The organism is Xanthomonas vasicola pv. musacearum NCPPB 4379 (assembly GCF_000277895.2).
GTDB lineage: Bacteria > Pseudomonadota > Gammaproteobacteria > Xanthomonadales > Xanthomonadaceae > Xanthomonas > Xanthomonas vasicola.
Genome location: NZ_CP034655.1, coordinates 1085458 through 1108101, shown reverse-complemented (window position 1 = coordinate 1108101; position 22644 = coordinate 1085458). Strand labels below are relative to the sequence as shown.

Sequence of the window (22644 nt, the reverse complement as noted above, 5' to 3'; positions counted from 1 at the left end):
CATATGGTGCTGAAGGGCCCCGTTACCAAGGCCCACGAGGTCACCAGCGGTAATGTGCGAACGCCTTGTTCGCCTCCGCCATACGGTGCGTCTCTTCGCGCTTCTTGATCGCGCCGCCGCGGCTTTCCGAGGCGTCCAACAGTTCTGCAGCCAGCTTACGCGGCATGGTGTTCTCGCCACGCTTGCGCGCGGAATCGATCAACCAGCGCATTGCCAGCGCCATGCGACGGGAGGAGCGCACTTCGACGGGCACCTGATAGGTAGCACCACCAACGCGACGCGATTTAACTTCGACAGCCGGGGCCACGTTGTCCAGTGCTTTCTGCACCAGCTCGATGGCATTCGGATTCTTTTCGCCAATGACGTCCATTGCGCCATAGACAATTTTCTCAGCAACCGACTTCTTGCCACTTTGCATCACCATGTTGATGAAGCGGGCAATGGTTTCGCTGCCATGCTTTGGATCTGGCAGGACGGTGCGCTGCGGAGTAGAACCTTTACGGGACATTTGAGTATTTCCTTAGCTCTTCGGGCGCTTGGCGCCGTACTTGGAACGACCTTGACGGCGCTTTGCGACGCCGGCGGCGTCCAGCACACCACGGAGGGTGTGATAACGCACACCGGGAAGATCCTTGACGCGGCCACCGCGAATCAGGACCACGGAGTGCTCCTGCAGGTTATGGCCTTCACCACCAATGTAGCTGATGACCTCTTCCTGATTCGTCAGACGCACCTTGGCGACTTTACGCAGGGCCGAGTTCGGCTTCTTCGGGGTAGTGGTGTAGACGCGTGTGCAGACGCCGCGGCGCTGCGGACACTTGTCCAGTGCCGGGGAGGCACTCTTGTAGGTGGTCGCTTGCCGAGGCTTGCGGACCAGCTGATTGATCGTCGTCATCAGTTGATTCTTCTGATTGAGAGGCCGAGACGGCCTGCACGAAAACAAAGGCAGGCCGAGACCGGCCCACCGAGACAGAGAAGTATAGCTGGCAGGACGAAACTCCGTCAACTTCACGGAATCTGAACCTACTGGCCCATCCAAGGCCGGAAAACGGAGGGCCTCCTGCCCTCCTTTTCGCGTGGCTTACAGCGGGCTTGCGACCGCCGTCGGAGCGCTTACTCCTCGTCCGCGCCAGCGTCGGCCACAGCTGCGACCGGTTCGGCAACTGCCGGCTTGCCCGACAGCGTTTCCATTTCCGAGTCGGTCAGACCCGAAGACTTGCGACGTCCAGCGTGGTACGCCAGACCGGTACCGGCCGGAATCAGGCGACCCACGATGACGTTTTCCTTCAGACCGCGCAGGTTGTCGCGGGTGCCGCGGACGGCTGCCTCTGTCAACACGCGAGTGGTCTCCTGGAACGATGCCGCCGAGATGAACGACTCGGTGGCAAGCGACGCCTTGGTGATACCCAGCAACACCGGATCGTACTTGGCCGGCAGTTCGTTGCGCTTGACCAGACGGGCATTTTCCTCGATGACGCGCTGGCGCTCGACCTGCTCGCCGTTGAGGAACTTACTATTGCCCTGATCGACGATCTCGACCTTACGCAGCATCTGGCGAGTGATCACCTCGATGTGCTTGTCGTTGATCTTCACGCCCTGCAGGCGGTACACGTCCTGGATTTCCTTGACCAGATACGCGGCCAGCGGTTCGACACCCAGCAGATGCAGGATGTCCTGCGGGCTCGGCTCGCCGTCCACCACGGTCTCGCCCTTGGTCACGTGCTCGCCTTCGAACACGATGATCTGGCGGTATTTGGGAATCAACTCTTCGTGTTCCGAACCATCGGTGTCCTTGATGATCAGGCGCTGCTTGCCCTTGGTGTCCTTACCGAAGCTGATGATGCCCGAGCGCTCGGCCAGGATCGCCGGATCCTTCGGCTTGCGTGCTTCGAACAAGTCGGCAACGCGCGGCAAACCACCGGTGATGTCGCGGGTCTTGGACGCTTCCTGTGGAATCTTGGCCACCACGTCGCCCACGCCGACGGCGGCGCCGTCCTGCAGGTTGACAATGGAGCGCGGCGGCAGCAGGTACTGAGCCGGCAGATCCGTGTTCGGGATCGTCAGGTCATTGCCCTTGCCATCGACGATGCGCACGATCGGACGCAGTTCCTTGGCATGTGCACCGCGACGCTTCGGGTCGGTGATTTCGCGGGAGGCCAGACCGGTCAGTTCGTCGGTCTTCTCGATGACGGTGACGCCGTCGACGAAGTCGATGAAGCGGATGAAACCGGCCACTTCCGACACGATCGGGTGGTTATGCGGATCCCAGTTGGCAACGCTTTGACCGGCCTTGACCGCATCGCCGTCTTTGGCGGTGATGGTGGCGCCGTACGGCAACTTGTAACGCTCACGCTCGCGGCCGTGGCCATCGAGCACGGACAGCTCGCCAGAACGCGAGACCGCAACCAGCGAGCCACTGGCATGCGCCACCGACTTGAGGTTGTTGAACTTCACCGAACCGGTGGTCTTGACGGTGATGTTGTCCACCGCAGCGGCACGCGATGCCGCACCACCGATGTGGAACGTACGCATGGTCAGCTGGGTACCCGGCTCACCGATCGACTGGGCGGCGATGACGCCGACCGCTTCGCCGATGTTGACCTGGTGGCCACGTGCGAGATCGCGGCCGTAGCAGCGTGCGCACACGCCGAACGAGGATTCGCAGCTGATGGTCGAACGCACCTTCACCGACTGCACGCTGGCGTCTTCGAGCTTGGCAACCCAGGCTTCGTCGAGCAGCGTGTTGCGGGTGACGATCGGCTCTTCGTCGTTGCCCGGCAGGTAGACGTCTTCTGCCACCACACGGCCCAGCACGCGCTCCTTCAACGGCTCCACCACGTCGCCGCCTTCCACGATCGGGGTCATGATCAACCCTTCGGTGGTGCCGCAATCGATTTCGGTGATCACCACGTCCTGTGCCACGTCGACCAGACGACGGGTCAGGTAACCGGAGTTCGCAGTCTTCAGCGCGGTATCGGCCAGACCCTTACGGGCACCGTGGGTGGAGTTGAAGTACTCCTGCACGTTCAGACCTTCGCGGAAGTTCGCCTTGATGGGCGTCTCGATGATCGAGCCGTCCGGACGCGCCATCAGGCCGCGCATACCGGCCAGCTGACGGATCTGCGCCTGACTACCACGGGCACCGGAGTCGGCCATGATGTACAGCGAGTTCATCGACTTCTGGTCGATGGTCTCGCCCTTGGCGTTTTCGACCTTTTCGGTACCGATGGTGTCCATCATCGCCTTGGCGATGCGCTCGCTGGTACGCGACCAGATATCCACGACCTTGTTGTAGCGCTCGCCAGCGGTGACCAGACCCGACTGGTATTGCTCCTGGATTTCCAGCACTTCGGCTTCGGCCTCGGTGAGGATGCCCTTCTTCTCGTCCGGGATCAGCATGTCGTCGATACCGATCGACACGCCGGCGCGGGTTGCGTAGGCGTAACCGGTGTACATCAGCTTGTCGGCGAACACGACGGTGTCCTTCAAGCCCAGCAGGCGGTAGCTGGAGTTGATCAGACGCGAGATGTTCTTCTTGGTCATCTCGGTGTTGGCCAGCTGGAACGGCAGGCCTTCGGGCAGGATTTCGCTCAGCAATGCACGGCCGACCGTGGTGTCCACGATTGAGGTACCACTGGTGCGCTTGCCATCGACTGCGTCCACGTCGACCTGGGTGATGCGGACCTTGACCTTGGCATGCAGTTCGACCACACGGTTGTCATAGGCGCGCTTCACTTCACTGGTGTTAGCGAACACCATGCCTTCGCCCTTCTTGTTCTCAAGAGCGCGGCTCATGTAATACAGGCCCAACACCACGTCCTGCGACGGCACGATGATCGGCTCGCCGTTGGCCGGCGACAGGATGTTGTTGGTGGACATCATCAGCGCACGCGCTTCCAGCTGAGCTTCCAGCGAGAGCGGAACGTGGACAGCCATCTGGTCGCCGTCGAAGTCGGCGTTGAAGGCCGTACATACCAGCGGATGCAGCTGGATGGCCTTGCCTTCGATCAACACCGGCTCGAACGCCTGGATGCCCAAACGGTGCAGGGTCGGCGCACGGTTCAACAGCACCGGATGCTCGCGAATCACTTCTTCCAGGATGTCCCATACTTCAGCTTCTTCGCGCTCGACCAGCTTCTTGGCGGCCTTGATGGTGGTAGCCAGGCCACGACGCTGCAGCTTGGCAAACACGAACGGCTTGAACAGCTCAAGCGCCATCTTCTTCGGCAGGCCGCACTGGTGCAGCTTGAGGTACGGACCGACGGTGATGACCGAACGACCGGAGTAGTCCACGCGCTTGCCGAGCAGGTTCTGACGGAACCGGCCCTGCTTGCCCTTGATCATATCGGCCAGCGACTTCAGCGGACGCTTATTGGTGCCGGTGATGGCACGGCCGCGACGGCCGTTGTCCAGCAGTGCATCGACCGATTCCTGCAGCATGCGCTTTTCATTGCGCACGATGATATCCGGCGCATTGAGCTCCAGCAGGCGACGCAGACGGTTGTTGCGGTTGATGACGCGGCGGTACAGATCGTTCAGATCCGAAGTCGCGAAGCGGCCGCCATCCAGCGGCACCAGCGGACGCAGATCCGGCGGCAGCACCGGCAACACGGTCATGACCATCCATTCCGGACGGTTACCCGATTCCAGGAAGGCTTCGATCAGCTTGATGCGCTTGGTCAGCCGCTTGAGCTTGGTTTCCGAACCGGTGCTGGCGATTTCTTCGCGCAGGCGGGTCATTTCCGACTGCAGGTCGATCGTGCGCAGCAATTCGTACACGGCCTCGGCGCCCATAGCGGCGTCGAAATCGTCGTTGTACTCCTGGCGTGCGGTCAGGTACTGCTCCTCGGTCAGCAGCTGGCGGCGCTCGAGCGGGGTCAGACCCGGCTCGGTGACGACATAGGCTTCGAAGTACAGCACGCGCTCGATGTCACGCAGGGTCATGTCCAGCATCAAACCGATGCGCGAGGGCAGCGACTTGAGGAACCAGATGTGCGCGACCGGCGAAGCCAGGTCGATGTGACCCATGCGCTCGCGGCGCACCTTGGCCAGAGTGACTTCGGTGCCGCACTTTTCGCAGACCACACCACGGTGCTTCATGCGCTTGTACTTGCCGCACAGGCATTCGTAGTCCTTGATCGGTCCGAAGATGGCGGCGCAGAACAGGCCGTCACGCTCGGGCTTGAAGGTCCGGTAATTGATGGTTTCGGGCTTCTTCACTTCGCCGTAGGACCACGAACGAATCAGGTCCGGCGACGCCAGCGCGATCTTGATCGCGTCGAAATCCAGCGTCTGGCGCTGCTGATTGAAGAGGTTGAGCAGGTCTTTCATTTGATATCTCCGGGTCGGAGGAATTTCGTATCTGAGATGAAACGCGAATAGCTTTGATCGGGACGGAGATCAGGGAACCTTGCCCCGGAAGAGCGAACGCACCGGGCGCTCGTCTCTACCGGGTTGCCGGACCCTGGCCAGGCCCTGCTCTTACTCTTCCAGTTCCATGTTGATCGCCAGCGAGCGGATTTCCTTCACCAACACGTTGAAGGATTCCGGCATGCCCGCGACCATCTCGTGCTCACCATCGACGATGTTCTTGTACATCTGGTTGCGGCCCTGCACGTCGTCGGACTTCACCGTCAGCATTTCCTGCAGGGTGTAGGCCGCGCCGTAGGCTTCCAGCGCCCAGACTTCCATTTCGCCGAAGCGCTGACCACCGAACTGCGCCTTGCCGCCCAGCGGCTGCTGGGTCACGAGCGAGTACGGGCCAGTCGAACGTGCATGCATCTTGTCGTCGACCAAGTGGTTCAACTTCAGGTAGTGCATGTAGCCGACCGTGGTCTTGCGATCAAACGCTTCGCCGGTGCGACCGTCGTACAGCTGGGTCTGACCGCTCTGCGGCAGTTCGGCCAGTTCCAGCATGCGCTTGATTTCCGCTTCGCTGGCACCGTCGAACACCGGGGTGGCCATCGGCACGCCGTCGATCAGGTTCTTGCCCAGGTTGAGCAATTCCTCATCGCTGAACTGCGACAGATCCACACGCTGCGCATTGATCGCGTTGTCGTGGTTGTAGATGTCGTCCAGGAACTTGCGCAGTTCGCTGACCGCCGTCTGCGCTTCCAGCATGCGCTGGATCTTGCGACCCAGGCCCTTTGCGGCCCAGCCCAGATGCACTTCCAGAATCTGGCCGATGTTCATACGCGACGGCACGCCGAGCGGGTTCAACACGATGTCGACCGACTCGCCGGTGGCCATGTACGGCATGTCTTCCACGGGCACCACGTTGGAGACCACACCCTTGTTGCCATGGCGGCCTGCCATCTTGTCGCCCGGCTGGATGCGGCGCTTCACGGCCAGGAACACCTTGACCATCTTCAGCACGCCCGGTGCGAGGTCGTCGCCCTGGGTGATCTTGCCGCGCTTGTCGGCAAAACGTGCTTCGAATTCCTTCTCGTGCGCCTGGATCTGCTTCTGCGCACGCTCGATGGCGTCGGCAGCGTCTTCGTCCTTCATGCGCAGCTGGAACCAATCGGACTTCTTCAGTCCATCCAGGTACGCGTCGGTGACGCTGTCGCCCTTCTTCAGGTTCGCGCCACCGTTGGCAACCTTACCCACGATCTGCGAACGCAGACGCGCGTAGATGGCGGCTTCCAGAATGCGGAACTGGTCGTCGAAGTCCTTCTTGACGCGCTTGATTTCAGACTCTTCGATCTGACGCGCGCGCTTGTCCTTCTCGATGCCGTCGCGGGTGAAGACCTGCACGTCGATGACGGTGCCGTCCATGCCGGGGGGTACGCGCAGCGAGCTGTCCTTCACGTCGGACGCCTTCTCACCGAAGATCGCACGCAGCAGCTTTTCTTCCGGAGTCAGCTGGCTTTCGCCCTTCGGCGTGACCTTGCCGACCATGATGTCGCCAGCGCGCACTTCTGCACCGATATACACCACGCCGCTCTCGTCCAGACGGTTCAACGCCTGCTCGGACACGTTCGGGATGTCGGCGGAAATTTCCTCCGGCCCCAACTTCGTGTCGCGCGCAACGCAGGTCAGCTCTTCGATGTGGATCGTGGTGTAACGATCTTCTTCCACCACGCGCTCGGAGAGCAGGATGGAGTCTTCGAAGTTGTAGCCGTTCCACGGCATGAAGGCGATCAGCATGTTCTGACCCAGCGCCAGTTCACCGATGTCGGTGGACGGGCCGTCGGCCAGCACGTCGCCGCGCGCGATCACGTCGCCCACATTCACCAGCGGACGCTGGTTGATGCAGGTGTTCTGGTTGGAACGGGTGTACTTGATCAGGTTGTAGATATCCACGCCGGCATCGGTGCCGCCGCCAATTTCTGCCTCGTTGACCTTGACCACGATACGGGCTGCGTCGATCTGCTCGATCACGCCACCACGCAGCGCATTCACGGTCACGCCCGAGTCGCGTGCAACCGCACGCTCGATGCCGGTGCCGACCAGCGGCTTCTGCGAACGCAGCGTCGGCACGGCCTGGCGCTGCATGTTGGCGCCCATCAGTGCGCGGTTGGCGTCGTCGTGCTCGAGGAACGGCACCAGCGCCGCTGCGACCGACACGGTCTGCATCGGCGAGACGTCCATGAAGTGCACTTCGGACGGCGGCTTCAACAGCGATTCGCCCTGGAACCGGCACGGCACGAACTGCTCGGTGAGCATGTTCTTGGCGTCGGTCAGCGCGTTTGCCTGGGCGATCACGTACTCGTTTTCTTCGATCGCCGACAGGTATTCGACGTCGTCGGAGACCTTGCCGTCCAGCACCTTACGGTACGGCGTCTCGAGGAAGCCGTATTGATTGGTGCGGGCGAACACGGCCAGCGAGTTGATCAGGCCGATGTTCGGGCCTTCCGGCGTTTCGATGGTGCAGACGCGGCCGTAATGGGTCGGATGCACGTCGCGCACTTCGAAGCCGGCACGTTCGCGGGTCAGACCACCCGGACCCAGCGCAGAGACGCGACGCTTGTGCGTCACTTCCGACAGCGGGTTGTTCTGGTCCATGAACTGCGACAGCTGCGAGGAGCCGAAGAATTCCTTGATCGCTGCAGCCACCGGCTTGGCGTTGATCAGTTCCTGCGGGGTCAGACCTTCCGACTCCGCCATCGACAGGCGCTCCTTGACCGCACGCTCGACGCGAACCAGGCCCACGCGGAACACGTTTTCGGCCATTTCACCGACCGAGCGCACGCGACGGTTGCCCAGGTGATCGATGTCATCGACCACGCCGCGACCATTGCGAATTTCGGTGAGCACCTTGATCACTTCCAGGATGTCGGAGGTGTCGGTGTGCTCGGCGACCAGACGCTTGGATTCTTCGTCGTTACGCTCGGCAAAGTACTTCTTGTCGTACAACACCGACTCACCTAGCACGTCCTTGCGGCCGACGCGACGGTTGAATTTCATGCGGCCGACCGTGGACAGGTCGTAGCGCTCGAAGGTGAAGAACAGGTTGTGGAACAGGTTCTGTGCGGCTTCCTTGGTCGGCGGCTCGCCCGGACGCATCATGCGGTAGATTTCGACCAGCGCTTCCAGCTGCGTCTTGGTCGGATCGATGCGCAAGGTGTTGGATAGGTACGGACCACGATCCAGATCGTTCACCCACAGGGTGCCGACCGCATCGACGCCAGCCTTGCGGAAGGCAGCCAGCTGGTCTTCGCTGATTTCGTCGTTGGCATTGGCCAGCAGTTCGCCGGTGGAACCATCGACCACGTCGTGCGACAGGATGCGGCCAACCAGGTAGTCATCCGGCACAGCCAGCGCGGCAACGCCGGCGGCTTCCAGTTGCTTGACGTGACGCGCAGTGATGCGCTTGCCCGCTTCCACGATGACCTTGTCGCCATCGGCCAGGTCGAAGTTCAGCGTTTCACCACGCAGACGCTCCGGCACCAGCTCCAGCTGCACGCCTTCATCCGGATTGATGTGGAAGGTGTTGATCTCGAAGAACTCAGCCAGCATTTCTTCGTTGTTGTAGCCAAGCGCGCGCAGCAGGATCGACACCGGCAGCTTGCGGCGACGGTCGATACGGGTGAACAGCGCATCCTTCGGGTCGAACTCGAAGTCCAACCAGGAACCGCGGTACGGAATGATGCGGGCGCTGTACAGCAGCTTGCCCGAGCTGTGGGTCTTGCCACGGTCGTGGTCGAAGAACACACCTGGCGAACGGTGCAGCTGCGAGACGATCACGCGCTCGGTGCCGTTGACGATGAAGGTACCGTTGCCGGTCATCAACGGAATTTCGCCGAGATAGACCTCCTGCTCCTTCACGTACTTGATCGCCTTGGTCGACGACTCACGGTCGTAGATCACCAGGCGCACGGTCACGCGCAGCGGCGCGCCATAGCTCATGCCACGCTGACGGCATTCACGCTCGTCAAACACCGGCTGACCCAATTTGTAGCCGACGTACTCCAGCGCAGCGTTGCCGCTGTAGCTGGAAATCGGGAACACCGACTTCAATGCCGCGTGCAGACCGAGGTCCTTACGCTTGTTCGGCTCCACGTCTTCCTGCAGGAATTCGCGGTAGGAATCCACCTGGATGGCAAGCAGAAACGGCACTTCGAGGATCGAGCGCTGCTTACCGAAATCTTTGCGGATACGCTTTTTTTCGGTGAACGAATAAGACGTCATGAGGTCTTCACCCTAGGCTGCGGGGGCCGCGTCGCGGCGGCCCTGAAATAACAAAATTGTCAGTTGGAAGTCGCTGGTATTGCCGGCACCAGCACGCCTTCTCCTGCTACTTCCAACTACCAACTCGGTAAGGCCGGGAATCGGGAATTGAGAAATGGGAATCAGGTGAGCGCGCAATGTTGCATTTGCGATTCTCCGATCCCGATTCCCGATTCCCGTCCGAAACGGCCAAAGGCCGGGAGCTTTACGCTCCCAGCCTTCAGTGCATCACCATGAAACGCTGGCGATGCAAGGTGTTGCTTACTTGACTTCGACCGTTGCGCCAGCGTCAGTCATTTCCTTCTTGATCTTTTCAGCTTCGTCCTTGCTGACGCCTTCCTTCAGGATGCCGCCGGCTTCGGTCAGATCCTTGGCTTCCTTCAGACCCAGGCCGGTCACGCCGCGCACGGCCTTGATGGCGCTAACCTTGTTGGCGCCGGCGCTGGTCAGCACCACAGTGAACTCGGTCTGCTCTTCAACCACGGCGGCCGGGCCAGCTGCAGCAGCAGCGACCGGGGCAGCGGCGGAGACGCCGAACTTCTCTTCGATGGCCTTGACCAGCTCCATCACTTCCATCAGGGACTTCTCGGCGATGGCGTCGACGATCTGTTCGTTGGTAAGGGACATTGTGATTACCTTTAAATGATTTTCTGGATTGGGGTTCTAGCGAGCGCTAGGACATCAAGCTTCGGCAGTGTCGGCGACCGGCGTGGCGGCTTCGTCGCCACCACCCTGCTTGTCGCCAACGGCCTTGACGGCACGGGCGAACATCGCAGCCGGTTCGGACAGCACGCGGGCCAGCATGGCCAGGGCCTGGTCACGGGTCGGCAGCGAAGCCAACACGTCGACGTGGCCAGCCGGGAACAGTTCCCCGCCGATGGACACGACCTTGGCCTGCAGCTTGTCGTTGCTCTTGGCAAATTCCTTGATCAGGCGACCGGCTGCGCCGGGCTCCTCCATCGAAAACGCATACAGCAAAGGACCGACCAGCTTGTCAGCAGCGACAGCGAAATCAGTACCTTCAACGGCGCGCGCAGCCAGGGTGTTCTTGACAACTTTCAAGAACACGCCGGTTTCGCGGGCCTGCTTACGCATCGCGGTCATCTGGGAGACCGTGGTGCCAGCGTATTCGGCAGCGATCAGGGAGTGGGCCTTGGCGGCGATGTCTGCCAGCTCGGCGACTACTTCTTGCTTCTGGGACAGATTGAGAGCCATTGCACTCCTCCGTTAAAGCCGGGATTTGGGATTGGTAATTCGGGATTCGCCACAGCGATCACGCCACCGTTGCCAGATTCCACATACCGAATCGCTAATCCCCGCTTCAAACTACTCCGCTCGCGGCTCCTGCCGGTTGCGGTCCAGGGCAGCCTCCTTCCTGGAAGCCGGGAACATCAACTGATGCTCCTTTGGTGGCCGTTCTAGACCTGGAGTGGACTCGATCCGGGATGTCCCAGACGCGCGTAAACCAGAAAGCTCCAGAAGGGCGACACCATCTACGCCGGCCGGTTCGAAACGAACCAATTAAGCGATCCCGCTGCATCGACGGCGACTCCTTGCCAGTGCGAGCATCCTTGCCCGTCGTCGATCTGCGCTGACCGCGCCTGCGGTCTTTGACGGCTACCGCCGGACGTGCCGGCGATCGCCTTCAAAATGTCCGTTACCCCAAAGGAGGGAACGGACTCCCAGCACACGGTTACCCGGGCGGGAAAAACAATGCTGTACTGCAAAGCACGTCAGGCGCATGACGCCTGACGCATTCGATTACTTCAGCGACAGGCTCGACTGATCGACCGTCACGCCCGGACCCATGGTGGAGCTGACCGAAACCTTCTGCAGGTAGGTGCCCTTCGAAGTTGCCGGCTTGGCCTTGACCAGATCCAGCAACAGCGCCTGCAGGTTCGACTTCAGCGCTTCGTCATCGAAGGTGGCCTTGCCGATGGTGCAGTGGATGATGCCGGCCTTGTCAGTGCGATAACGCACCTGGCCCGACTTGGCGTTCTTGACCGCTTCACCTGGGTTTGCCGACACGGTGCCAACCTTCGGGTTCGGCATCAAGCCGCGCGGACCCAGCAGGGTGCCCAGCTTACCGACGACGCGCATGGCGTCCGGGGTGGCGATAACCACGTCGTAGCTCAGATCGCCGGCCTGCATCTTCTCGGCTAGGTCGTCCATGCCCACTGCCTCGGCGCCAGCAGCCAGGGCCTCGTCAGCCTTGGCGCCTGCCGGTGCGAACACTGCAACACGCACGCTCTTGCCGGTACCAGCCGGCAGCACGGTCGAACCGCGCACCTGCTGGTCGGACTTCTTGGCGTCCACGCCCAGGCGCACAGCAACGTCGATCGACTCGACGAACTTGGCCTTGGTGGCGGTCTTCAGGATCTTGATGGCGTCTTCGAAGGCATAGGTCTTGCCCGGAACGACAGCGGCCGCAATGGCCTTAACGCGCTTGCTCTGTGCCATGTCTTAGCCCTCCACCGTCAAACCCATGCTGCGGGCAGAACCCGCAATCGTGCGAACTGCCGCTTCCAGCTCGGCTGCCGTCAAATCGGCTTCCTTGACCTTAGCGATCTCTTCCAGCTGCTTGCGCGTAACCTTGCCCACCTTGTCGGTGTTGGGACGCTTCGAGCCGGAGGTCACGCCTGCGGCCTTCTTGAGCAGCACGCTGGCCGGGGTGCTCTTGGTGACGAACGTGAAGGTACGGTCGGAATACGCAGTGATGATCACCGGTGTCGGCAGACCCGGCTCCAGCTTCGACGTCGCAGCGTTGAATGCCTTGCAGAATTCCATGATGTTCAGACCGCGCTGACCCAATGCTGGGCCAACCGGCGGCGCAGGGTTGGCCTGACCGGCCTTGACCTGCAGCTTGATGAAAGCATTAATCTTCTTAGCCATTTCAATACTCTCCGGGTGCTAGCGCCTGAACTGCAGGCTCCCCATGGGACCGGGATTCACGTGTCCCGGCTTCACGTTGTTGACCACACGCAGACGGCCGCCATGCGGCAGCCATTGTTTCCCGGCGGTTCGCCAGTACAGCGAGCCGCGCACTATAGCAGTATCTTGGGCGAGCGCCTAGTCGGCGCCCACAGGGTCAGCCCTTCTCGACCTGACCGAATTCAAGCTCAACCGGGGTGGAGCGACCGAAGATGAGCACGGCGACACGCAACCTGCTCTTCTCGTAATTGACTTCCTCGACGACGCCGTTGAAGTCGTTGAACGGCCCTTCAGTGACGCGCACCATCTGGCCCGGCTCGAACAACACCTTCGGACGCGGCTTCTCGACGCCGTCCTGCACGCGCTGCAGGATCGCATCAGCCTCTTCGTCACGGATCGGCAGAGGCCGATCAGCGGTGCCGCCAATGAAGCCCATCACCTTGGAAGTTTCCTTCACCAAGTGCCAGCTCTCATTGTCGATGCGCGGAATACCGGCCTCATCATGCGTTTCGATCTGCACCAGCACGTAGCCAGGGAAGAACTTGCGCTCGGACCGACGCTTCTGGCCAGCGCGCATTTCAATGACCTCTTCGGTCGGCACCAGCACGTCGCCGAAACGATCTTCCATCTCGGTACGGGCAATGCGGTCACGCAACGCCTGCGCGACAGATTTTTCGAAGCCTGAATAGGCGTGAACGACATACCAACGCTTCACTGCTTGATTCTCCTCAACGAGCCAGGAACCACTGCGTGAGCTTCTGGATGACAAAGTCGAAGCCGCCCAACAGCAAACTCAGAATGATCACAACAACAATCACGACCCAGGTGGTGCGAATGGCTTCCTGGCGCGTCGGCCAGACAACCTTCCGCAATTCGAACCTGGATTCGGACATGAATTCGCGGGCCTCACGGCCTTTGCCGGTGCCCAAAAACACAAATGCACCTGCCACCAATCCCACGATCACAGCCAGCGCACGCAACTGCGGCGTCCAGGCTCCAAGCTGGGTGGCGCGCTCAGGCGCAGAAAACCAGAACCACACAAAAAACCCCGCAACCACAAGGAGTGCGGAGATGGCGTATTTCACGATATCAGCGCTGGCAGCAGACGCGCTTTTGGAAGGCTCGATTTTACTATTCATCCGGCTCTAGTTACCGATCTGACCCGAGTCGCTGGGCCGGAAAGAGGAGTGGCACGCCAGGAGGGACTCGAACCCCCAACCTGCGGTTTTGGAGACCGCTGCTCTGCCAATTGAGCTACTGGCGTATGTACTCGTTTACCGCAAACCCTAAGACAACGAAGGCGGACCGCGGTTCAGCCGGCCCGCCATTCGTTTGAATCCAGCCGACGTCAGTCAGCTGGACGCAGGCACTTACTTGATGATCTTGGCAACCACGCCGGCGCCGACGGTGCGGCCGCCTTCACGGATAGCGAAACGCAGACCTTCGTCCATCGCGACCGGATTGATCAACGTCACAACCATCTTCACGTTGTCGCCCGGCATCACCATTTCCACGCCTTCCGGCAGCTGGCAAGCGCCAGTGATGTCGGTGGTGCGGAAGTAGAACTGCGGACGGTAGCCCTTGAAGAACGGGGTATGACGGCCACCCTCGTCCTTCGACAGCACGTAGACTTCGGCTTCGAACTCGGTATGCGGCTTGATCGAACCCGGCTTGCACAGCACCTGGCCGCGCTCCACGTCGTCACGCTTGGTGCCGCGCAGCAGCAGACCGGCGTTGTCGCCTGCCTGACCCTGGTCCAGCAGCTTGCGGAACATTTCCACGCCGGTCACGGTGGTCTTCTGCGTATCGCGGATACCGACGATTTCGATTTCGTCGCCAACCTTGATGATGCCGCGCTCGATACGACCGGTCACCACGGTGCCGCGGCCCGAGATCGAGAACACGTCTTCCACCGGCATCAGGAACGGACGATCAACGTCGCGGGTCGGATCGGGGATGAAGGTGTCCAGCGCATCGACCAGCTTCAGGATCGCCGGCACGCCGATGTCGCTCTGATCGCCGTCCAGCGCCAGACGCGCCGAACCGTGGATGATCGGCGTGTCATCGCCCGGGAAGTCGTACTTGCTCAGCAGTTCGCGCACTTCCATTTCGACCAGCTCGAGCAGCTCGGCGTCGTCGACCATGTCGGCCTTGTTCAGGAACACGACGATGTGCGGCACACCGACCTGACGCGAGAGCAAGATGTGCTCACGGGTCTGCGGCATCGGGCCGTCAGCGGCCGAACACACCAGGATCGCGCCGTCCATCTGCGCTGCACCGGTGATCATGTTCTTGACGTAGTCGGCATGGCCGGGGCAGTCAACGTGTGCGTAGTGACGGTTCGGGGATTCATACTCGACGTGGGCGGTCGAAATCGTGATGCCGCGCGCCTTCTCTTCCGGCGCCGCGTCGATCGCGTCGTACGCCTTGAACTCACCACCGAAACGCTCGGCACCGATCTTGGTCAGCGCAGCAGTCAACGTGGTCTTGCCATGGTCAACGTGACCGATGGTGCCGACGTTCACGTGCGGCTTGGTGCGCTCGAATTTAGCTTTTGCCATGGGTGCGTGTCTCGGTAATCGTTTGGAGTTGAAGACGATTGAGTAATGGTGCTCACGAAAGGAATCGAACCTTCGACCTCCTCCTTACCAAGGAGGTGCTCTACCGACTGAGCTACGTGAGCGAGTTTTGCATTATGCCATGCATTTGCGTTCAATGGAGCGGGAGACGGGAATCGAACCCGCACCATCAGCTTGGAAGGCTGAGGTTCTACCGTTGAACTACTCCCGCGCCGGGAACTGCATACCACAACGTGAAACTGGTGGAGGGAGGTGGATTCGAACCACCGAAGGCGTAAGCCAGCAGATTTACAGTCTGCCCCCGTTGGCCGCTTGGGTATCCCTCCAGCTTTTACTACCGGACCGGTGCGCCGCAAGGCGAATTCGGCTCGGGGTGAAGCAGCCCGTTATTTTGTTGTGGGACGCATGCAGTGTCAACAAAAATTTCGAACAATCTTCATCTCAACGGCACGTGACTTTGGGCGCCACGCGCAGCTGATCAGACGTTGAAGCGGAAGTGCAGGACGTCGCCTTCCTGGACGCGGTATTCCTTACCTTCCAGACGCAGACGCCCGGCATCGCGCGCACCCGCTTCGCCGCGGTACTTGATGAAGTCGTCGAAGCCGATCGTCTCGGCGCGGATGAAGCCCTTTTCGAAATCGGTATGGATCACCGCAGCGGCCTGCGGTGCCGTCGAACCGGCCCGAACCGTCCAGGCGCGCACTTCCTTGACGCCCGCGGTGAAGTACGTCTGCAGGCCCAACAGCGTGTAGGCCGCACGGATGACGCGATTCAAGCCCGGCTCTTCCAGGCCGAGATCGGCCAGGAAGGTGTCGCGATCTTCGTCGTCGAGCTGGGAAAGTTCTTCTTCAATGGCGGCCGACACCGGTACCACTTCGGCACCTTCGGTCAACGCATGCGCGCGCACTGCATCCAGGTGCGGATTGTTCTCGAAACCGTCCTCGAGCACATTGGCGATGTAGAGCACCGGCTTGAGCGTCAGCAGGAACAGATCGCGCACCAGCGCCTTTTCTTCTTCGTCCAGACCGGCGGCGCGGCCCGCCTTGCCATCCGCTAACGCGGCCTGCAACTTGGCCAGCACCGGCTTGCGCGCCGCTGCATCCTTGTCGCCGCCCTTGGCACTGCGTTCGGCACGGTTGAGCGCCTTTTCCACGCTGTCCAGATCGGCCAGCGCGAGCTCGGTATCGATGGTTTCGATATCGGCGATCGGGTCGACCTTGTTGTTGACGTGGATGACGTCGTCGTTCTCGAAGCAACGCACCACGTGGGTGATCGCATCGACCTCGCGGATGTGCGCCAGGAACTTATTGCCCAAACCTTCGCCGCTCGCCGCGCCAGCAACCAGGCCAGCGATATCGACGAACTCGACTGCGGTAGGAATCAGCTTCTGCGGCTTGACGATGTCAGCCAACTGATTGAGGCGCGGATCGGGCACCGGCACGATGCCGACATTCGGCTCGATAGTGCAGAACGGGAAGTTGGCCGCAGCGATGCCGGCCTTGGTCAGCGCATTGAACAGGGTCGACTTGCCGACGTTGGGCAGGCCGACGATGCCGCATTTGATACCCATGGGTTTTCCAGTGAATGGAGAATCGGGAATGGAGAATGGCAAGAGCAGCGCTCCGTCCATTCCCTATTCCCCATTCTCTATTTTTTTTCGGTATGCAGGCGCTTCATTGCCTCGCTGAAATTGCCTTCCATCGCCAACGGCAACACGTCGATGGCGGCGGCGATGGCCGTGCCGATCGCAGCGTCATCCTCGCGCCCTGCCCGTCCCAGCACCCAGGACACAACGCGGTCCTTGTGACCGGGATGGCCGATGCCAACGCGCAGACGGTGAAATTTGCCATGGCCCAACAGGCGAATGGTGTCGCGCAAACCGTTTTGTCCGCCGTGACCACCGTCGAACTTGAGCCGTGCAGTGCCGGGCGCAAGATCCAATTCGTCGTGGGCGACGAGCAAGTGTTCCGGCTCGATCTTCCAGAACCGCAAGGCGGCGGCGACCGACTTTCCGCTGAGATTCATGAAGGTGGCCGGCTTGAGCAGCCAGACCGGCTGTCCTGCGATATCGACCTTGGCGGTCTCGCCGAACAACTTGCTGTCCAATGCCCAGCGGGCGCCACTGCGCTCGATGAGGGCATCGACGAAACGAAACCCGGCGTTATGCCGGGTTTGCGCGTGTTCCGGACCGGGATTACCGAGTCCAACGATCAGGCGGAGTGCAGACATGCCAGTCACCGCAGCCGATTCCCGCGCAATGCGAGGAATCGGCCGACGGATTACTTGGTCTCGGCGTCTTCGCTGCCTTCTTCGCCGGCAGCGTCTTCTTCAATGCGCACGTGCTTGGCAGCAACCACTGCAACGTCGTGCTCCTTGCCCAGCTTCAGCTCCGGAATTTCGACACCGGCCGGCAGCTTGATTTCGGACAAGTGGATCACGTCGCCCACTTCCAGTGCACCGAGGTCCACTTCGATGAATTCCGGCAGATCCTTCGGCAGGCAGACCACCTGAACTTCATTGAGTTCGTGGGTGACGACCACTTCGCTCGACTTACCGGCCGGCGAGGCTGCTTCGTTGATGAAGTGCAGCGGCACAGCAGCACTCAGCTTCTCGTTGGCGCTGACGCGCTGGAAGTCGATGTGCATGATCAGCTGCTTGAACGGATGGCGCTGCATGTCACGCAGCAGCACCTGCTGCACGTCGCCATTGAGGTTCAGGTCCAGGATCGACGAGTAGAACCACTCGTTCTGCTGGGCGAGCCAGATCTGCTCGTGGTTGAGCTGGATGCTGACCGGCTCGAGTTCGCCACCGTACACGATGGCCGGAATGACGCCAGCGTGACGCAGGCGGCGGCTCGCACCCTTCCCCTCGTCAGCGCGGCGCTCGACCTTGATTTCATGAGTCTTTGCCATTGGATTTCACTACCTAGTTTGGAACACCGCCTCGCGGCGATGAAGCGTCTCACCCGCGACCAGGTGAGACGTGTGGCGGCGCCCGGAACCCGGGCACCGAATGCGGCATCAGTCGACGTAGAGCGAGCTGACCGATTCGCCGAAGGCGATACGGCGGATGGTCTCGGCCAGCAGTTCGGCCACGCTCAGCTGACGAATCTTGGCGCAAGTACGCGCCGCTTCGTTCAACGGAATCGTGTCGGTGACCACCAGCTCGTCGAGCTGCGAATTGTTGATGTTGTCCACCGCCGGTCCCGACAGCACCGGGTGGGTGATATAGGCCACGACCTTGAGCGCACCGCGCTGCTTCAGCGCTGCGGCGGCAGCGCACAAGGTGCCGGCGGTATCGACCAGATCGTCGACCAACACGCAGGTCTTACCCTGCACGTCGCCGATGATGTTCATCACCGTGGCGACGTTGGCGCGCGGACGACGCTTGTCGATGATGGCCAGATCCGCATCGTCCAGACGTTTGGCGACGGCGCGCGCGCGCACCACACCGCCCACGTCCGGCGACACCACAATCAGGTTATCGGTGCCGTAGGCGCGCCAGATGTCGGCCAGCAGCAGCGGCGAGGCATAGACGTTGTCGACCGGCACATCGAAGAAGCCCTGGATCTGGTCGGCATGCAGGTCCACCGTCAACACGCGGTCGGCCTCCATCGCGCAGATCATCTTGGCGGCGACCTTGGCGGTGATCGGCACGCGCGAGGAGCGCATGCGACGGTCCTGACGCGAATAACCGAAATACGGGATCACCGCAGTGACGGACTGAGCGCTGGCGCGCTTGAGCGCGTCGATCAGCACCAGCAGTTCCATCAGGTTTTCCGCGCTCGGCGCGCAGGTCGGCTGGATGACGAACACTTCCTGCCGGCGCACGCTCTCTTCGATCTCCACCTGCACTTCGCCGTCGGAAAAGCGCGTGACCAGCGCCTTGCCCATGCGAACGCCCAATTCCTTGCAGATGCTCTGGGCAAGCGGCTTGTTGGCATTGCCGGAGAACACCAGCAGATTACGTTGGTCTTGCATGAGATCTCTCGGGCTGCGGCGAAGAGCGTGCGGGTCGATGGTGGAGCAGGACAAAGCCGACCAATGCCGGGCTTTTCGTTCAATTCCCGCGCAAGGATGCGCGAGATGCTGCAGAGGGATCTGCAGTTAAAACGTTTGCAGGTGGACCTGCTTTTCTAGACAAACTGGCAGGGGCGGTAGGATTCGAACCTACGAATGCCAGGATCAAAACCTGGTGCCTTGGGCCTCTTGGCGACGCCCCTGCATCAAAACTTCATCGCGTCACGTGCGTCGAGCAATGGTGAGTGCGCTGCACCCTCCACCACCCACGCCCGCAGGCTGTCCGGCAACTGCGCCATGGCCTGCTCTGCAGCAGCGCGCGTGGCGAATTCGACGAAACAGCCACTTCCCGACCCGGTCAATCGCGGTGTGCCGACCCTGGAAAGCGCCTGGAACACTGCCTCAACGGCGGGTTCGCGGCGCCGCAGAACCGGCTCGAACGCATTGTCGAGCAGAGAACCGGAAGCGAAGTCCGGTATTTTCGCGGGCGCAGCATCCCGCGTCAATTCCTGTGATCGAAATAACACCGGAGTCGGTACGTGAACGCCCGGATCGACCAGCAGATAGGCCGCTTTCGGGAGGGCAATCGGGGTCAGTTGTTCGCCCACGCCTTCGGCCCAGGCGTTGCGGCCGCGCACGAAAACCGGCACATCCGCGCCCAGCTGCAGGCCGAGTTCGGCCAGCGCATCAGCCTCCAGACCCAAGCCCCACAAGGCATTGAGCGCCACCAGCACGGTCGCCGCGTCCGAAGAGCCGCCACCGAAACCACCGCCGGCGGGGATGCGCTTGTTGACTCGGATCTCCGCGCCCGCCCCGGCGCCGGTTGCCGATTGCAGCAGGCGCGCGGCGCGGATCACCAGGTCATCGTCTTCGGCCACGCCGGGCAAACTCTCGCCGATGCGCAGGATCTGGCCGTCGCTGCGCAGACGAAGATGAATGGTGTCCCCCCAATCCAGCAGCCGGAACACGGTCTGCAGCAGGTGATAGCCATCCGCACGGCGCCCGGTGATCTGCAAAAACAGATTGAGCTTGGCCGGCGCAGGCCACGCCGACCAATCATTGCCCGGCGCGTCCATCAGGGCGATACGGTCCATTGGTCGACCAGCAGGCGCACCTTGGCCTCACCGTTACGGGCTTCGATCCGCTGCGGCAGCTCGGGCTGGTCGGCGCTGGCGGGCGTCCAGGCGAGGAATTCGACGATCCAGCCGTCCTGCTGCACGGTGCGCGGGCGGCCTGCGGCATCCAGCTCGACCCGCGCGGCCCCAGCGTCGGCGATGCGCAGCGCGCGCACCCAGTCCGGCATCTGCTTGACCGGGATGGTCCAGCCGGTCGCTTCCAGCAACACCTGCTCGGCATCGGGGCCGCTGCGCGGGCCACCGTCCAGCCCTTCCAGCCGGCCGGCGCCGCTGGTGGTGTCGCCGGTGAGCACCCAACTTTGCCGGGTAACCGGCGCGCTGAGTTGCACGCGGTAGCGCGGACCGTCCTGCTGCCAGTCGATGCGGCCGCTGCCGCCATTGCGGTCCTTGCTGATCGCCACCCGACCCTGGAACGACCAGTTGGGATGCGCCTGCAGCCAGGCTTGGCGGGCGGCTTCCGCCTGGCGGGCGCTCTCGGAGACTTGCTCAACTACCGCCGCGCCACGGCCCTGCCCGCGCGGCACGCTCACGCAGGCCGACAGCCCGACCAGCACCAGCCCGCTCAGGGCCAGCATGCGGAACGCCTTGCTCATAGCCCGAACTTTTCCACGGCGCGTTGCAGCGCACGGTTGTCCGGGTCCAGGCGGCGCGCTTCGTCGAAGTAACGGCGTGCCTCGTCCTGCTTGCCGCTGACCCACAGTACTTCGCCCACGTGAGCGGCGATTTCCGGGTCCTTGACCAGCGCCCAGGCGCGGCGCAGCTGCACCAACGCTTCCTTGGTGCGGCCCATGCGGTACAGCACCCAGCCATAGCTATCGACGATGGCCGGATTGTCCGGGTCGGCGGTGCGGGCGCGGTCGATCAGCGCCAACGCTTCCTTATAACGAGTGGTGCGGTCGGCCAAGGTGTAGCCCAGCGCGTTCAGGGCGGCGACGTTTTCCGGCTCGGCCACCAGGATCTTGCGCAGATCGGCCTCGGCACGCAGGACATCGTCGCGCCGCTCCCAGGCCAGCCCGCGGGCGTACAGCAGCGCGCTGTCGTCCGGATAAGCCGCCAGGCCACGTTCGAAGGCATCCAATTCGCCCGGGGCGTCGTTGGCCCGCTGATGCAGCTCGGCTTCGAGCACGTAGGCGTCGCGGCGGGCGTCATCGTCGGCAGTGGCATCGCCCTGCAGGGCGCGGGCTTCGGCAAGCGCTTCGGGTTTGCGGCCCAGTTCGTACAGCGCGCTGGCGGCGCGCAGACGCGCCTCGCTCAGCTGCGGGCCGCCAGGCACGCCGCGATACCACTCCACCGCCTCGTCGTAGCGCTTGAGGAATTCGGCGATCTTGCCCAGCAGCAGACGGCGGTCCGGATCGGGCTTGGTGGCATTGCTTTTCAGCTCGGCGTACAGCGCTTCCAATGAGCTGCGGTCTTTTTCCTTGGCCAGCATCGAGGCACGCAAGCCGTAGGTCTGGGTGTCCTGCGGCCCGGTCGCAAGCACGCGCGCGGCGGCTTCGGTCTGGCCCATGGCGTCGTAGGCGAAGGCCAGCGCGCCGCGCAGCTCGGAGTCCTTGACCGCCTGCGGCTCGATGGTCTTCAGCAGCGCCAGCGCTTCGTCGTTCTTGCCTTCCTGCTGCAGCTGGGTAGCGTGCAACAAGGCCACGCGTGGTTCTTCGGGGAAGCGGCGCACCACTTCGTCGACGATGCGTTTGGCCAGCGCCGGGCGCTCCATGCGCAGCGCGAGCCGGCCGAATTCCTGCCAGGCTTCGATCTGATTCGGAATGGCGCCGGCTTTGACCAGGTCTTCGAGCACATCGGCCGAGGCTTCCGGCTCGCGGCCGCCGTTGGCCAGGGCAATCAATGCGAACCGCCAGCCGCGCGGATCGGGCTCCTTGAGCAAAACGAGCAAGTCGCGGCGAGCGGTGCGCAGATCGTTGCGGCGCAGGGCCAGCGAGGCTTCGGTGCTGCGCATGGACATCGACGACGGCGCGCGAGCGCGCCACAACGCTAGCGCTTCGATCGCGCGCGGGTCGTCGTTGGCCAGCATGGCGATGCGGGCGGCACGCTCGGCCAGCCCGGCATCGCCGGCTTCGGCCTTGGCTGCGTCCAGATAGGCGCGTGCGGCATCGTCCAACTGCCCGGCCTGCAAGGCGAATTCGCCGGCCAGCACGGGTTCCAGCGACGAGGCGCCGGCACTGCCGGCCGGCGGAACAGGCAGTGCTTTCTTGGGTGCTGCGGTGGCACTGGCGGAGACTGCTACCAGCAAAAGAACACTCAGGATGCGAATCGGTACAGGCATCGGGGGCAACCGGGCCGTAAAATGGGGCC

At 62.2% G+C, this 22644-nt stretch carries 18 protein-coding genes and 5 tRNA genes; all 23 read right to left on the bottom strand.

Annotated features, from left to right (window positions below):
* Positions 1-40: 40 nt before the first annotated feature.
* A complete protein-coding gene (rpsG, locus tag KWO_RS05130; RefSeq protein WP_005917592.1) occupies positions 41-508 on the bottom strand; it encodes a 30S ribosomal protein S7 in 468 nt (155 codons plus the stop codon).
* Between the two features lie 12 nt (positions 509-520).
* The gene (rpsL, locus tag KWO_RS05125; protein ID WP_010367274.1) at positions 521-895 is read right to left on the bottom strand and encodes a 30S ribosomal protein S12; all 375 of its coding nucleotides are present in this window, start codon (positions 893-895) and stop codon (positions 521-523) included.
* Positions 896-1113: 218 nt separating this feature from the next.
* Entirely contained in the window at positions 1114-5331 is a 4218-nt protein-coding gene (gene rpoC, locus KWO_RS05120) for a DNA-directed RNA polymerase subunit beta' (protein WP_010376344.1), read from the bottom strand.
* 150 nt (positions 5332-5481) lie between these two features.
* Entirely contained in the window at positions 5482-9633 is a 4152-nt protein-coding gene (gene rpoB / locus KWO_RS05115; RefSeq protein ID WP_010367276.1) for a DNA-directed RNA polymerase subunit beta, read from the bottom strand.
* Positions 9634-9933: 300 nt separating this feature from the next.
* Complete coding sequence (gene rplL, locus KWO_RS05110) at positions 9934-10299, bottom strand: 50S ribosomal protein L7/L12 (protein WP_010367277.1); 366 nt, start codon at positions 10297-10299, stop codon at positions 9934-9936.
* A 54-nt stretch (positions 10300-10353) separates the two neighbouring features.
* Positions 10354-10887 (bottom strand): 50S ribosomal protein L10, encoded by a 534-nt coding sequence (rplJ, locus tag KWO_RS05105; protein ID WP_010367278.1) that lies wholly within the window; start codon positions 10885-10887, stop codon positions 10354-10356.
* Positions 10888-11433: 546 nt separating this feature from the next.
* Complete coding sequence (gene rplA, locus KWO_RS05100) at positions 11434-12132, bottom strand: 50S ribosomal protein L1 (protein WP_010367280.1); 699 nt, start codon at positions 12130-12132, stop codon at positions 11434-11436.
* Between the two features lie 3 nt (positions 12133-12135).
* On the bottom strand, positions 12136-12564 hold the full coding sequence (rplK, locus tag KWO_RS05095) for a 50S ribosomal protein L11 (RefSeq protein ID WP_010367282.1): 429 nt from the start codon (positions 12562-12564) through the stop codon (positions 12136-12138).
* Between the two features lie 196 nt (positions 12565-12760).
* Positions 12761-13318, bottom strand: coding sequence for a transcription termination/antitermination protein NusG (gene nusG / locus KWO_RS05090; protein WP_010367286.1), 558 nt, complete (start codon positions 13316-13318; stop codon positions 12761-12763).
* A gap of 13 nt (positions 13319-13331) precedes the next feature.
* Complete coding sequence (gene secE, locus KWO_RS05085) at positions 13332-13742, bottom strand: preprotein translocase subunit SecE (RefSeq protein ID WP_010376340.1); 411 nt, start codon at positions 13740-13742, stop codon at positions 13332-13334.
* Between the two features lie 49 nt (positions 13743-13791).
* Positions 13792-13867, bottom strand: a tRNA-Trp gene (locus KWO_RS05080).
* 106 nt (positions 13868-13973) lie between these two features.
* Complete coding sequence (gene tuf / locus KWO_RS05075) at positions 13974-15164, bottom strand: elongation factor Tu (RefSeq protein ID WP_010376339.1); 1191 nt, start codon at positions 15162-15164, stop codon at positions 13974-13976.
* A 46-nt stretch (positions 15165-15210) separates the two neighbouring features.
* Positions 15211-15286, bottom strand: a tRNA-Thr gene (locus tag KWO_RS05070).
* A gap of 33 nt (positions 15287-15319) precedes the next feature.
* Positions 15320-15393, bottom strand: a tRNA-Gly gene (locus KWO_RS05065).
* Between the two features lie 29 nt (positions 15394-15422).
* Positions 15423-15508: transfer RNA gene (locus KWO_RS05060), tRNA-Tyr, on the bottom strand.
* A gap of 152 nt (positions 15509-15660) precedes the next feature.
* The gene (gene ychF / locus KWO_RS05055) at positions 15661-16752 is read right to left on the bottom strand and encodes a redox-regulated ATPase YchF (RefSeq protein ID WP_010376337.1); all 1092 of its coding nucleotides are present in this window, start codon (positions 16750-16752) and stop codon (positions 15661-15663) included.
* 77 nt (positions 16753-16829) lie between these two features.
* Positions 16830-17411: an aminoacyl-tRNA hydrolase gene (gene pth, locus KWO_RS05050; RefSeq protein WP_010367298.1), complete on the bottom strand. Its 582-nt coding sequence runs from the start codon at positions 17409-17411 to the stop codon at positions 16830-16832.
* Between the two features lie 50 nt (positions 17412-17461).
* Positions 17462-18094: a 50S ribosomal protein L25/general stress protein Ctc gene (locus KWO_RS05045; RefSeq protein WP_010367304.1), complete on the bottom strand. Its 633-nt coding sequence runs from the start codon at positions 18092-18094 to the stop codon at positions 17462-17464.
* A 108-nt stretch (positions 18095-18202) separates the two neighbouring features.
* Positions 18203-19162: a ribose-phosphate diphosphokinase gene (locus KWO_RS05040; protein ID WP_010367308.1), complete on the bottom strand. Its 960-nt coding sequence runs from the start codon at positions 19160-19162 to the stop codon at positions 18203-18205.
* A 165-nt stretch (positions 19163-19327) separates the two neighbouring features.
* Positions 19328-19404: transfer RNA gene (locus tag KWO_RS05035), tRNA-Gln, on the bottom strand.
* Between the two features lie 3 nt (positions 19405-19407).
* On the bottom strand, positions 19408-20295 hold the full coding sequence (gene ispE, locus KWO_RS05030) for a 4-(cytidine 5'-diphospho)-2-C-methyl-D-erythritol kinase (RefSeq protein ID WP_010376331.1): 888 nt from the start codon (positions 20293-20295) through the stop codon (positions 19408-19410).
* On the bottom strand, positions 20277-20930 hold the full coding sequence (gene lolB / locus KWO_RS05025) for a lipoprotein insertase outer membrane protein LolB (protein ID WP_010367315.1): 654 nt from the start codon (positions 20928-20930) through the stop codon (positions 20277-20279). Before lolB ends, ispE begins: the two co-directional genes overlap by 19 nt.
* On the bottom strand, positions 20927-22615 hold the full coding sequence (locus tag KWO_RS05020) for a tetratricopeptide repeat protein (protein ID WP_026113156.1): 1689 nt from the start codon (positions 22613-22615) through the stop codon (positions 20927-20929). The genes lolB and KWO_RS05020 overlap by 4 nt, the downstream gene beginning before the upstream one ends.
* Positions 22616-22644: the final 29 nt, after the last annotated feature.

Excerpts from the sequence above, each read along its gene's own strand:
- rplA (WP_010367280.1), bottom strand. The coding sequence starts at position 12,132 with ATGGCACAGAGCAAGCGCGTTAAGGCCATTGCGGCCGCTGTCGTTCCG.
- secE (WP_010376340.1), bottom strand. The coding sequence starts at position 13,742 with ATGAATAGTAAAATCGAGCCTTCCAAAAGCGCGTCTGCTGCCAGCGCT.
- tuf (WP_010376339.1), bottom strand. The coding sequence starts at position 15,164 with ATGGCAAAAGCTAAATTCGAGCGCACCAAGCCGCACGTGAACGTCGGC.
- KWO_RS05020 (WP_026113156.1), bottom strand. The coding sequence starts at position 22,615 with ATGCCTGTACCGATTCGCATCCTGAGTGTTCTTTTGCTGGTAGCAGTC.
- rpoC (WP_010376344.1), bottom strand. The coding sequence starts at position 5,331 with ATGAAAGACCTGCTCAACCTCTTCAATCAGCAGCGCCAGACGCTGGAT.
- lolB (WP_010367315.1), bottom strand. The coding sequence starts at position 20,930 with ATGAGCAAGGCGTTCCGCATGCTGGCCCTGAGCGGGCTGGTGCTGGTC.
- ispE (WP_010376331.1), bottom strand. The coding sequence starts at position 20,295 with ATGGACCGTATCGCCCTGATGGACGCGCCGGGCAATGATTGGTCGGCG.
- ychF (WP_010376337.1), bottom strand. The coding sequence starts at position 16,752 with ATGGGTATCAAATGCGGCATCGTCGGCCTGCCCAACGTCGGCAAGTCG.
- rpsL (WP_010367274.1), bottom strand. The coding sequence starts at position 895 with ATGACGACGATCAATCAGCTGGTCCGCAAGCCTCGGCAAGCGACCACC.
- KWO_RS05040 (WP_010367308.1), bottom strand. The coding sequence starts at position 19,162 with ATGCAAGACCAACGTAATCTGCTGGTGTTCTCCGGCAATGCCAACAAG.
- pth (WP_010367298.1), bottom strand. The coding sequence starts at position 17,411 with ATGTCTGCACTCCGCCTGATCGTTGGACTCGGTAATCCCGGTCCGGAA.
- rpoB (WP_010367276.1), bottom strand. The coding sequence starts at position 9,633 with ATGACGTCTTATTCGTTCACCGAAAAAAAGCGTATCCGCAAAGATTTC.
- rpsG (WP_005917592.1), bottom strand. The coding sequence starts at position 508 with ATGTCCCGTAAAGGTTCTACTCCGCAGCGCACCGTCCTGCCAGATCCA.
- rplJ (WP_010367278.1), bottom strand. The coding sequence starts at position 10,887 with ATGGCTCTCAATCTGTCCCAGAAGCAAGAAGTAGTCGCCGAGCTGGCA.
- rplK (WP_010367282.1), bottom strand. The coding sequence starts at position 12,564 with ATGGCTAAGAAGATTAATGCTTTCATCAAGCTGCAGGTCAAGGCCGGT.
- KWO_RS05045 (WP_010367304.1), bottom strand. The coding sequence starts at position 18,094 with ATGGCAAAGACTCATGAAATCAAGGTCGAGCGCCGCGCTGACGAGGGG.
- rplL (WP_010367277.1), bottom strand. The coding sequence starts at position 10,299 with ATGTCCCTTACCAACGAACAGATCGTCGACGCCATCGCCGAGAAGTCC.